11 protein-coding genes are annotated in these 11,920 nt (G+C 68.5%); 10 read left to right on the top strand and 1 reads right to left on the bottom strand.

Annotated elements, in window-relative coordinates; genetic code table 11:
* Positions 1–58 precede the first annotated feature (58 nt).
* The gene (locus EV192_RS55055; RefSeq protein WP_132123091.1) at positions 59–919 is read left to right on the top strand and encodes a carboxymuconolactone decarboxylase family protein; all 861 of its coding nucleotides are present in this window, start codon (positions 59–61) and stop codon (positions 917–919) included.
* An 11-nt stretch (positions 920–930) separates the two neighbouring features.
* Here the strand turns inward: EV192_RS55055 and EV192_RS35970 are convergent, their stop codons facing one another.
* The gene (locus EV192_RS35970) at positions 931–1,662 is read right to left on the bottom strand and encodes a TioE family transcriptional regulator (protein ID WP_132123090.1); all 732 of its coding nucleotides are present in this window, start codon (positions 1,660–1,662) and stop codon (positions 931–933) included.
* Positions 1,663–1,858: 196 nt separating this feature from the next.
* Here EV192_RS35970 and EV192_RS35965 point away from each other — a divergent pair, with 196 nt between their 5' ends.
* The 9 genes from EV192_RS35965 (at position 1,859) to EV192_RS35925 (ending at position 11,913) form a co-directional block, all read left to right on the top strand.
* Positions 1,859–2,755: a hypothetical protein gene (locus EV192_RS35965; RefSeq protein WP_132123089.1), complete on the top strand. Its 897-nt coding sequence runs from the start codon at positions 1,859–1,861 to the stop codon at positions 2,753–2,755.
* Positions 2,756–2,767: 12 nt separating this feature from the next.
* Positions 2,768–3,130, top strand: coding sequence for a hypothetical protein (locus EV192_RS35960; RefSeq protein ID WP_132123088.1), 363 nt, complete (start codon positions 2,768–2,770; stop codon positions 3,128–3,130).
* A 181-nt stretch (positions 3,131–3,311) separates the two neighbouring features.
* Positions 3,312–4,856, top strand: coding sequence for an AMP-binding protein (locus EV192_RS35955; RefSeq protein WP_132123087.1), 1,545 nt, complete (start codon positions 3,312–3,314; stop codon positions 4,854–4,856).
* Between the two features lie 36 nt (positions 4,857–4,892).
* Positions 4,893–6,188, top strand: coding sequence for a SidA/IucD/PvdA family monooxygenase (locus EV192_RS35950; protein ID WP_243727296.1), 1,296 nt, complete (start codon positions 4,893–4,895; stop codon positions 6,186–6,188).
* Between the two features lie 9 nt (positions 6,189–6,197).
* Positions 6,198–7,643 carry a PqqD family protein gene (locus EV192_RS35945; protein WP_132123086.1) on the top strand — a complete coding sequence of 482 codons (1,446 nt, stop codon included), beginning with the start codon at positions 6,198–6,200 and terminating at the stop codon, positions 7,641–7,643.
* A gap of 2 nt (positions 7,644–7,645) precedes the next feature.
* Positions 7,646–8,023 (top strand): cupin domain-containing protein, encoded by a 378-nt coding sequence (locus EV192_RS35940; RefSeq protein ID WP_132123085.1) that lies wholly within the window; start codon positions 7,646–7,648, stop codon positions 8,021–8,023.
* Positions 8,020–9,609 carry a class I tRNA ligase family protein gene (locus EV192_RS35935; RefSeq protein WP_132123084.1) on the top strand — a complete coding sequence of 530 codons (1,590 nt, stop codon included), beginning with the start codon at positions 8,020–8,022 and terminating at the stop codon, positions 9,607–9,609. The genes EV192_RS35940 and EV192_RS35935 overlap by 4 nt, the downstream gene beginning before the upstream one ends.
* Positions 9,610–9,616: 7 nt before the next feature.
* Positions 9,617–10,681, top strand: coding sequence for an NAD(P)/FAD-dependent oxidoreductase (locus tag EV192_RS35930; RefSeq protein WP_132123083.1), 1,065 nt, complete (start codon positions 9,617–9,619; stop codon positions 10,679–10,681).
* Between the two features lie 2 nt (positions 10,682–10,683).
* Positions 10,684–11,913, top strand: a complete 1,230-nt coding sequence (locus tag EV192_RS35925) for a cytochrome P450 family protein (RefSeq protein ID WP_132123082.1) — start codon at positions 10,684–10,686, stop codon at positions 11,911–11,913.
* The last annotated feature ends 7 nt before the right edge of the window (positions 11,914–11,920 follow it).

Genomic DNA, 11,920 nt, shown 5'->3' with positions numbered 1-11,920 from the left:
CCGTTCGTCATCTTCTCGACTGCGACCCGCTGCTCCTCGGCCCGACCTCGGAGTTCACATGCGACTTTCCGTCCTTGACCATGGTCACCGCCTGCGTGCCAGGCTCTTTCTCGGCGCCACGTCCCGCATGGCCGGCGTGGACAGCCCGGACATCGTCAAGATGCTGCTGTACCGTCCAGGTTTCTTCGCGCGCCCGTTGCTCGATCTCACCGCCCACGCCATGCGCGGCCCGTCGTTCTGGACCGCGGGCGAACGCGAGTACCTGGCCATGTGCACCGCGCAGTTGCACCAGTGCTCGTTCTGCCACGTCACGCACACCGAGCTCACCAGACTGGCCGCCCACGGCGAAGTCGACCCGGACGACCCGTCTTCGGCCCGGCCGGAACTACGGGCCATCCGCGAGTTCCTCGACACTGTCAGCAGCACGCCCGACCAAGCGCGGGCCGTGGATCTACCCCGGCGGGCAGTCCTGGAGGCGTTGCACGTCAACCTGGTGTGGAACGTTGTCAACCGACTGGCCAACGCGTTCGGCTTCGAACTGCGCGACGGTCAACTGGAAACGGGAACCCGCTCGCTGCACCGATTCGGCTACCGCTTCCCCGCGTTCCTGATCGCCGACGGCGACCGCGCCGATCACGGTGGTCTCGTGGACAACCTGCGGCACGCGGTGTTCAACGCCCCAGCGACCACCGATACCGCACTACGCCAGGCCGTCGCGACCGGCGACTCAGCCCCAGAGCCCTGGCAAAGGTACGCAGCGACCGTGCGCGACCACAGCTACCGCGTGACCGACGCCGACATCGACCAACTCAAGTCCGCCGGACACGCCGAGGACGCGATCTTCGAAATCACCGTCGCCGCGACCGTGGGCGCCGCGCTCCGGAGTTTCGACGCCGGCCGCGAAGTCGGGCAGGAGTAGATGAACGCGCATCAGCTGGTCGCGGACTGTCGATCGTGGGCGATGTCGAGGACCGCTACGTAACCAGCGAGTTGGTTGGCGGCGTTGAGCATCGCGACGCCACGCGCGGTCAGCCGTTGCTGCCAGTCCGTCAACGCCGCCGACAGCGCCAACGTCCCGCCGGCCGTACGGATCTGTTGGACCACAGTCGAGATCTGCTCAAGCCGGTAGCCGCCGCGGCGCAGGAGGTGCGCGAGCTCGGCGTCGCGGACGTCGTCGGCGCCGTAGGTGCGGTGTCCGGACGCCATCCGTTGGGGGACCACAATTCCGGCGTCCTCCCAGTTGCGCAGGGTCGCGGCGGTCACGCCGAGGCGGTCCGCCAGCCTCCCGATGCTGAAGGTGACGCGGCGCCCTTGGGCAGGGGTGTCCGGCGCCGCGGTCAGATGCGTGACGGCTTCGCTGACCGCTTCCAATGTCTCGCGGTCGCGAAGGAGTTGGGCGTGGCTGCGGTCGATCGCTGTCAACGCGACGTCCAAATGGCCTGTGTTGAGCCCGCGCATGATCTCCCGGGCGACGGCGTAGCCGTGTGCGGGGACAATGGCCAGATGGGCGCGCAGGGCAGCGGCGTGCACCTCGGTGTAGACGCGATAGCCGGTCGCGGTGCGCTGTGCGGGCGGGATGAGTCCTTGTTGTTCGTAGTTGCGGACCGCCTGGGGCGTGATGCCGTGCTCGCGGGCGAGATCGACCGGACGTAGCTTCTGCACGTTTTAAACTTTACCGCCATCTTCCCAGGGAGAAACGGGCCAAGTTTAAAATGACGGCGGGCTGCGCGTTCGGGCAGACCGCGGCGCCTTTCGGACAGATTTGGGTGACGTCGTCGCGCCGGATGGGGGCGACCGGCTTACAGTCGGGTTCAGCGGGTTGAACCGTTGGTCGAGGGCGGTGGTCCATGTGAGACACGTGCACAGCACCTCTGACCAGCAGGCGGAGGCAGCGCCTGGCGCGCGGGTGCGGGAGCAAGGCGCGTCCATCGAGCTTCTGCAGAACAGCGCCGGCAATCAGGCGGTGTCCAGGTTGCTGTCATCGGCGGGACGGAACGTGGCGACCGCGGTTCTTCCTGGCGGTGTCGCTCGTGCGGTGGAGGATCAGGGGAGTGCGGGGACCGACCTGTTCGTCCCCACGCCGATCTCCATCGCGCCGGCCGGGCCGGACCCGTCGCCGATGCCGTTGAACGACGAAGGCCTCATCGATGGTGAGTGGCAGTCCGAAGTGGCCGCGACCGTCTTCGTCAACGCCGGGAAGGCAGGCACCGGGGTGGTCAACTGGGCCGGCGGTAACGGCGGTACGACTCCCAACATCGGCAGTTTCACCGCGGTCGCTCCGGTGATCGAGACGCGGCCCGCGGGCGACGCCGGGACAGCGCGTGCGTGGGTGCGCGCCGGGACGGGGACTGTGACGGTCAGCCGGAAGTACTTCGGGGTGCCGGTCGGCGCCAACGCGACGTATTTCATCACCGCCGCGGCCGCGGCCCGGATCGACACGCACGAGCAGAACCACATCGCGCACAGCAAGACCGCGCACGACGCCCACGTCAAGCCGCTGGAGGACAGGGTCAAGGCGCGCACGGGCGAGGCCAAGGCGTTGAGCGCGGGCGCGGACGAGGCCGCGGCCAAGACGGCGTTGGAGACCGAGTTGAAGTGGAACGACAGCCTGACCGCGTTCCGCAACCAGGACAACACCGACAACCTGCCGGGCGGGACCGTGGACACCGCCGACGCCGCCTCCGCCGGCTGGTACCACGACCTCGGGCCGAAGACCGTCGCCGGCGTCAACTACGACCACTTCGTCGACGTGTAGGTGGGTGAGCGCGTGAAGCTGACGCTGGAACAGGTTCCCACCGACGACGGTGACAAGGTCGTCGTACGGCTGGTCCTGCTCAATGACACCTATGACACCGTGATGCTGGACCGTAGCCTGCTGATCGGGCCGAACCCGGTGGCCGCGCACCCGACCGGCCTGCCGTTGCCGATCTCGCTTGAGCCGCCGTTGTCCGACAACACTGTTGTGCTCAACCCGTGGTGCCTGTATGGACGGCAACGGACCTTCGACGCCGCAGGTGAAATGACGTTCCACGCGTATCTGTTGCGAGAACATACAGATCAATTGCGTCCCGACGGGCCGGTTGACGCCGCGTTGGTGGACATCGTGACCGTGCCGTTGACCATTCGTTGACCCAGGGCTTCGTCTGATCAGGCGCAACAGCGTCGATACAACTCGAGTACACCGGGGGAACACCCGGGTTGGTGAAGGTGTCCGTGGACGCCGATTCGACTCGGGGGGAGACCCCAGTGAACCCGAAAATGTTTCGCCTGAACAGATGGCCGCTCTTGACCATCCATAATGGACGGCAGCGGTGACGGCCCGCCGGCTCTACGACTGGTTCGGCGACTCGGTCGGTCGCCACGCGGCAGCGACGGCCATCGAGGTCAGCGGGTTCACTCTGAGCTATGCCGAGCTGCGTGCCGCGGTCGATCGGATGGCTGTGCGCGTCGTCGCTGACTCCGGCCGGCTCCCGCGACGAGTCGGCCTGCTGACTTCGCGAAGTCTGGCCAGTTACGTGAGCTACCTGGCGATCCTGCGGCTCGGCGCGGCCGTGGTGCCGCTCGACCCGGGCGCGCCGGTCGCCCGGAACCTGATGACCACCAGCGATGCCGGTCTGGACGCGGCGATTGTCGACGACACGTCGGCCAAGCAGTTGCCGGCGTACCCACTGCGGTCGGGAATCCCGATCGTCGACCTGACCGGCGACCGTTGGCGGGCGGCGCTGCACGGCGAAACCGGGCCGTTGCCCGCGACAGGCGCTGGCGACATCGCTTACATCATCTACACGTCCGGCTCGACTGGGACGCCGAAAGGCGTGCCGATCACGAACGCGAACATCTCGACCTTGCTGGCGCACAACATCGCCCAGTTCGGCTTCACCGCCGACACCCGCGCGTCGCAGACCTTCGAGCTGTTCTTCGACGGGTCGGTCTGCGAGTTGTTCCAAACCTGGGGCGCTGGTGGCACGCTGTGCGTCCCGCAGCCCAAGGACGTGTTCACCCCAGTGCGGTTCGTCAACGAGAACCGGCTGACGCACTGGCTGTCGGTGCCGTCGATCATCTCCTTCGCCCGCCGGCTGCGTGCGCTGCCTCCAGGGAGCATGCCGGGGCTGCGCCGGGCGTTGTTCGGCGGCGAAGCGCTCACGGTTGAACAGGTCGCAGCCTGGCAGGCGGCCGCGCCGAACGGGCGGATCAACAACTGCTACGGGCCGACCGAGACGACCTGTATCTGCACCGGCTACGAAGTACCCGCCGACTGGCCCGTCACGTCCAACCGGTCCATGCCGATCGGCGACATCTACCCGCACATGGACCACGTCCTGCTCGATGGCGAGGGCCGGCCGTGCAACGACGGCGAACTGTGCCTGCGCGGTCCGCAGCGCTTCGGCGGCTACCTGGATCCGCGTCAGAACGCGGGTCGGTTCCTGACCTTCGACGGCCACGTCGGCACGGTGTACGACGGGACCGGGCCGCTGACCCCGGAGCACTGGTACCGCACCGGCGACCGGATCCGGCGGGAGAACGGCGAACTGGTCCACCTCGGCCGGGTGGACGACCAGATCAAGATCCGCGGCAACCGGGTCGAGCTCGGCGGGATCGAGTCGGTGCTGCGCCGCCACCCGGCGATCGCCGAGGTGGTCGTGATCACCCTGACCGCGGCCGACGGCGAGGTCGACCTGCACGCCGCGTACACCGGCGACTCGGTCGACGAGACCGACTTCGCCCGCCTGGCCGCCGAGCTCCCGGTGTACATGCGTCCCCGGGGCTACCACCACCGCGACAGCATCCCGTTGGCCGCCAACGGAAAGATCGACCGCAAGGGCCTGGCCGCCGAGCTCGCGCCGGTCGTGCGCTGAAGCCGCGAGGAAGGAACCCGCCATGGAGCCGAACCTGTGGAGGATCGCGTGATCCGGGAAGTGGAGCTGCTCGCGATCGGTGCCGGGCCGTCGAGCCTGGGCCTCGCGGTGGCCGTCGAGGAGCTGGCGCCGGACCTCGCGGACAGCACCCTCGTCGTCGACCGGGCCGAAGAGATCCAATGGCAGCAAGGGATGTTGTTGCCCTGGGCGAAGAGTCAGGTGTCGTTCCTGAAGGACCTGGTGACCCCGCGTGACCCGTGCAGCAGGTTCTCGTTCCTCAATTTTCTGCGAGCCACCGGCCGGCTCGACGAGTTCGTCACCATGGGCACGTCCTTGCCGTACCGCCTGGAGATCTCGGAGTATCTGCGCTGGGTGGCCAACGGTCTGACCAGGGTACGGACACTGCTCGGCAACGCATGCGTATCCGTTGAGCCGCAACGGGACCGACAGCAGGCGGTGACGGGATGGCTGACCAGGCTGGCTGACGGATCGGCCATCGCCAGCAGGTATCTCGTCTTTGGGGTCGGCCGGGATCCGCACATCCCTGGGGTTTTCCGTGACCTGCCGGCGGATCGGGTCGTGCACAGCACCGCTTACCGGCAGCGGATCGCCCAGCTGCCCAAGGGCCGGCGGGTGCGGGTGGCGCTCGTCGGCGGCTCGCAGAGCGCGGCCGAGATGTTCCGGGCGTTGCGCGAAGACCTGCCGGACAGCGAGATCGACTGGCTCATCCGGTCGGTCGCGCTCAACTCGGACGAGTCGAGCAAGTTCACCAACGAGCTGTACTATCCGTCCTTTGTGGACGAGTTTCACGCGGCAGAACCAGGGGCGCGTGAGCAGATCCTGCGGGAGATGCGCGGGACGAACTATTCCTGCGTCACCCCGCCAATGCTGGAGAGCATCTACGCGGACCTCTACCTGGACCGGTTGCATGGGCGCGACGGGCGTCGGCTGATCACGATGGTCGACGTCACCGCCGCGCGCGAGACCGGTGGCGAAGTGGTACTCGACCTCACCGACCGCCGGACCGGGGTCGACACCCGACTGCGCTGTGATCTCGTTGTCCTGGGCACCGGATTCGACTCCCGGATGCCGAAACTGGTTCGCGGGCTCGCCGGTTCCCTGGGGCTGGACCGGATTTCCGTGACCCGTCAGTACCGGCTGGATCTCGACGAGCCGGCCGCCTGCTACCTGCAGGGCGTCAACGAAGACACGCACGGCATCGCCGACTCGCTGCTCAGCGTCCTCGCTCGACGGGCCGAGGAGATCACCCTCGACATCATCGAGCACCGCGCGTTGATGCGTCGACCCGCCACCTACACCGCGGCCAGTTGAAGGAGAGTCATGCTCGACGTGATCCGCGAACAGGCGTTCCGGGAGTTGCGGGCGGCCCTGCCGGCGGCCAACCTGGCGGCCGCGACGCGCTGTGCCACCCGGCTGCACGCCGACCTCCCGCACCGTGAGCAGTTGGACCGGAACCTGGTCCTGGTGGCCTACGGCGGTGGCAAGGACAGCGGGTACATGCTGGCCTTCGTCCGCGCGGTGCAACTCATCTTGTTCCGTGTGCACGGCAGTACGTTCCGGCTGCGGGTGGTCACCAACCGGCACGCCGGGATGCCGCGCGCGGTGATGGAGAACATCGACCGGGCGTACCGGGCGCTGCGGTTGCCCGACGAACCGGGCTGCGAGCTGCTCCTGGTCGACGGCGACGAGGTGACGCCGTTCGATGTGGACTCGCCGCAGCGCGAGCGGGTGGTCCGCGGCAACCGGCTGGACATCCTGATGGCCGGCCACCGCACCGCCGGCGACGGCCGCCCGACGTTCTGCAACGCGTGCAACTTCAGTGTTGCCAACTCGTTCGCCCTCGCGGCGTCGTACGGCGAGGGGGCCGACCTCATCGTCACCGGCGACTCACAGCAGGAACAACGCCAGTACTCCCTCTGGATCGGCCGGCTGGCCCGCCAGCTCACCCGGACCGGCCAGGTCAAGGGAACCAACGGAATCGGCCGGGTGCTGTCCCAGGTGGACAACATCGCCTCGGCGTACTTCTCCGACATCAACGGTTCGGACGTGGCCGAGCGGCGCGTCCACTCCGAGGTGCCGGAGCGGCTGCGGTTCTTCACCATCTACTCCGACACCGACTACGCCGCCGGCGACCACATGGAGTTCCTGACCGGCTTCCTGGGCTTCCAGTTCGACGATCTCGCGTTCAGCTTCACCGAGTCGGACTGCGGTAACCCAGCCCTGATGGCCCACCTGCGTGGCCTCAAATGCGAACGGGTGTACCAGCGCCGTTACGAGGAGGGCATGGCGGAGTACGTCACGTTCGCGCTCGACCTGATGCGCCGCAAGGACTTCCCGCCCGAGCTTGTCCAGCACATCCGGAAGCGTTACGAAGGACCGGACGCGATGCAGCGGATGCGGCAAGCTGCCGACGAGTACGCGCTGGAGACGTTCGGGCTGACGGAGGAGCAACTCGTCTGCATGGTCTCCGCGCCGTTCGGCGGCAAGGGCGCCGGGCTCGACGAGTTCCTCCGGCGGGAGCATCCCACGCTGGCGGCGAACGACATCCACCGGCTGCTGGCCGACGACAGCACGGACACCGACGGCCTGGTCCGAGACCTGGAGCGGATCAGCGGACTCGAACTGGACCGGTTGCGGGTGCTCTACCGCAGCACGGACCGGGACGTCATCGATCTCGTCCTGTACGGCGACCCGCACAAGGCGGACATCCCCACCCGGCACACGCCGGACGGACCGGTCGTCATCGAACAGATTTCGGGAAGGTAGCCATGGCAGCGGAAATCACCCGGTTGCAGCGGGAGACGTTGCAGCACGAGTACGGATGCGAGACCCAGCGGCTGCAGCCATGGGCCGTGCTGAACGCGCCGTTCGAAGGTTCGTACGCCGTCGTCCGGGCCGGCACCAGCTCCACCCTGCACTCCCACCACGAGCACGAGATCTTCATCGCCATCCGGGGGGCCGCGATGATCGAGTGCGATGGTGAGCGGACTCCGTTGCGCTGCGGGGACGTCGCGTTCTTCCGGCCGGGCCGGGAGCACTGTGTGCACAACGCCGGCGACGAGGACTTCGAGTTCTACAGCGTGTGGTGGGACGCGGAGTTGGCCCAGGGGTTCCTCACCCGCGACAACGCGGGAGCACAGGCATGAACCCGTCGCAGGACGAGCGCCGGGTCCTGATCCTCGGCCCGAACCCGACGCCCAACGGGGGCATGCATCTCGGCCACATCGCCGGTCCGTACCTGGCCGGCGACATCTACGCCCGCTACCAACGGGCCCGGGGCCGGGACGTGATCTTCACGACCGGCACCGACGACAGCCAGACCTACGTGCAGGCCACCGCGGCCCGGGAGGGCATCACACCGGAGGAACTGTGCGTCAGGTCCACCGGCCTGATCCGGGACGCGCTGGCCGCGATCGGCATCTCGGTGGACGGCTTCGGCCCGTTCGACGACACGTATCAGGCGACCGTGCTGAAGTTCTTCAGCGAGCTGCACGCGGCCGGTGTCTTCCGGCTGAAGAAGGTCCGACTGCCCTTCCTGGAGCGTACCGGCGAGTTCGTCGTCGAGGGCCTGATCGAGGGGGAGTGCCCGGTGTGCCTGGCCACCAGCCGCGGTGGCCTCTGTGAGACCTGCTGCCATCCGAACAACTACGACGAGCTGGTCGACGCACACTCCACAATAGACCAGACCGAGAAGCCCACCGTGCGGGAAGCCGAGATCCTGGTGTTCCCGCTGGAGGAGTACCGCGAGCGGCTCACCGCCTTCCACGAGGCGCGGATCCCGTCCTGGCGGCCGCACCTGGGCCAGATGATCCGCGAGGTGCTGGCCCGCCCGTTGCCGGACATCCCGATCACGTACCCGCTCGGTTGGGGGATGGCCGCTCCTTTCCCGGAGACGCCGGGGCAGGTGCTCAACGCGTGGCTCGAACTGATGCCGGCCGGCATGTACACCACGTCCTACGCAGCGGCACAGCTGGGCACGCGGACCGAGCCCGGCCAGCTGTGGCAACGCGAGGAAGACCTGCGCGTGGTGCACTTCCTCGGGTTCGACAACGCGTTCTTCTTCTGCCTGCCGCACATCGCACTGCTGATGGCCCACGGCGAGAAGTACGTGCTGCCGGAGTGGATCATCAACAACGAGTTCTACGAGCTGGAGAGCGCGAAGTTCTCGACCAGCAAGGGGCACGTGGTGTCGGTGCAGGACCTGCTGCGTGAGGTCCCGCGCGATGTCGCCCGGCTGTACCTGGCGCTCACCGCTCCCGAGCACGGGCGGACGACGTTCAGCCGGGTGGGACTGGACAAGATCGCCGAGGAAAGGCTGGCTGGCCCCTGGAACCGGTTGGCGGCCACGCTCGGCAAGGCGGTCGCCAACGCGCGTGACGCGCAGGCGCCGCTGCCGGTCTCGGCGACGGCCCGCGGTCGGGTCACCGCCATGCTCGCCCGGTTCGACACCACCTACGAGATGCCTGGCTACAGCCTCAGCCGGTCCGCGGAGACCGTTCTGGTCCATATCGGACGGTTGGCGGGCCGGGCCGACGCCCTCGCCGGGCAGCGCGTCGAGGCGGCGCCGGAAGCGTGGGGCGATCTGTTCTTCGAGGTGCGGGCGTTGCTCGCGGCCGCGTCGCCGATCCTGATCGACCTCGCCGAGGCCGCTGGGCTGACCACCGCACCGCTGGCCGCGGGTGGGTTCGACCTGACCGAGATCACCCCGTTCGCGCCGCCTGAGGTCAGGTGACGTGAGCATGCGTGTCGTTGTGGTCGGCAGCGGGGTCATCGGCCTGCTCACGGCGATGGAGTGCGTGCTGGCCGGGGCCGAGGTCAGCCTCGTCGACGCCGATGACATCCCGTCTCCGTCAGCCATGTCGCACGACCGGCTGCGGTCGATCCGCGCCCTGCATCCCGGCGACGCCGAGCTGACCCGGACGGCGGTCCGTGCCCACCGAGCCTGGCTGGAGGTCGAGCGGCGGCTCGGCATGCAGGTGCACCACCATGTCGGGGCGCTCACCACGCTGCCGGTGCAACACGCACAGGAAAGTGTTGCACTGCTCGCCTCGGTCGGGGTGACCGCCGACCTCCTACGACCCGAAGTTCTGGCCGAGCGGTACCCGACGATCCGGTTCCCGGCCGGACTGGCGGGCGTGTTCGACCCGACTGCCACTGTCGTCGCGGCCGACCAGACCATGACGGCGCTGGCCGAGTGGCTGCGCGGCCGGCCTGGCGTCGACATGTACCCACGGAGCCGGGTGGTGGCCGCGACGGCAGGCGGTGTGCGTTTGGTGGAAGGGGTCGTGACCGGCGACCGGGTGGTGCTGGCGGCCGGGCCGTGGTCACGCGACCTGCTTCCGGCCGCCCTCAGCGCGCGGCTGACCCTGCATCGCCAGACCGTGCTCTCGTACAGCGCGCAGTGGGAAGGGATGCCGGTCATCCCGCGGTTCGGCACGGCCGACGGCGCCTGGCTGATCCCACCGGTGAACGGCGCGCCAGCCTGCCTGAGCGCGGCCGTCACCAGCCGTGAAGTTTCAGTCCTGACCGACCGGACCGCGCCGGCCCGCTGGCGGGAGCACCTCGTCGACCGGTTCGGTGCCCTGCTCGCCGACTTCGACCCGGCCGCCGTCACCGGCGCGGCGGACGGCTACTACCTCAGCGCCTCGCCAGGTTCCGGACCGCTGCTCGCCGACCTCGGCGACGGAGTTCAGGCGTACGCGGCGTGCGGCGGGATGTCGTTCAAGTTCGCCCCGCTCGTCGCGCGCGCACTGGCCGCGCGGGCGGTCGATCACCCCCTCCACCCCCTCCAAGCGAGGTGTTGACGATGGACGTCACTACCACAGCGGACATCGAGCGGATTCCCGCCGACTTCATGCAGGAACCGTTCGGACTCTTCGCCCGGCTGCGTCGCGACGGACCGGCGCACGAGCTCGTGATGCCGCACGGCGCCAAGGTGTGGATGGTCACCAGGTACGACGACGTCCGCGCGCTGCTGAACGATCCGCGGCTGAGCAAGGACGGGCGGCGGGCGAATGAGATGTTCGCGAAGCACGCCGCCTGCCCCGTCAGCGACGGGGGCTCCAGGTTCGACGATGAGCTGACCGCGCACATGTTGAACAGCGATCCGCCACGGCACACCCGGCTGCGCAGCCTGGTGAGCAACGCCTTCACAGTGCGTCGGGCGGAGGCTATGCGCCCGCGCATCGAGCAGATCGTCGACGACCTGCTGGACGCGGTGGCCGGGCCGGGCGAGGTGGACCTGATCAAGATGTTCGCCGAGCCGTTGTCGTTCACCATCATGCTGGACGTCGTGGGCGTGCCGCAGCGGGAGCGGGAAGCGTTCCGCAAGTGGTCGTACCCGCTGGTTGGCGGTGGGGACTACGCGCCGGACGTGGTGGCGGAGGCGTCCCGCCAGCTCGCCGAGTACTCGCACGGGCTGATCGAGGCCAAACGCGCGAACCCGGACGACACCTTGGTCGGCTCGCTGGTGCGGGCCTGCGACGAAGCGGGCCGGATCAGCCCGGACGAGATCGTGGCCATGATCTTCCTGCTGGTGGCCGCGGGTTCGGACACGCCGGGAAGCCAGCTCGGGAACGGGGTGTACGACCTGCTCACCCATCCCGGGGAGCTCGCGAAGCTGCGGGCGGACCTGTCGGCGATGCCGGCGGCGGTGGACGAGTTGCTGCGGTTCAACAGCGGGATCGCGACCGCGAGCTTCCGGTTCACCGTTACTGATGTCGCCGTCGGCGACGTCGTCATCCCGTCCGGGGAGATCGTGCTGCTGTCGGTCAGCGCGGCCAACCACGACAGCACCCGATTCCCGGACGGCGACCGGCTGGACCTGTCCCGTCGACCGGTCGGCGGGCTGGCCTTCGGGTACGGGACCCACTACTGCACCGGCGCGCCGCTGGCGAAGGTGTCCATGTCGATCGCCCTGACCCGGCTGCTCACCCGCTTCCCCGACATCAGGCTGGCCACCGAGCCCGAACGGTTGCGCTGGCGCAACAGCACCTTGGTGCGCGGGCTTGACGCGTTGCCGGTCTTCGTCTCGTGAGGTGGAG

The organism is Actinocrispum wychmicini (assembly GCF_004345645.1).
GTDB classification, from domain to species: Bacteria; Actinomycetota; Actinomycetes; order Mycobacteriales; family Pseudonocardiaceae; genus Kibdelosporangium; species Kibdelosporangium wychmicini.
Note: the sequence above shows the minus strand (reverse complement) of the source record. Positions and strands in the feature narration are given on the sequence as shown.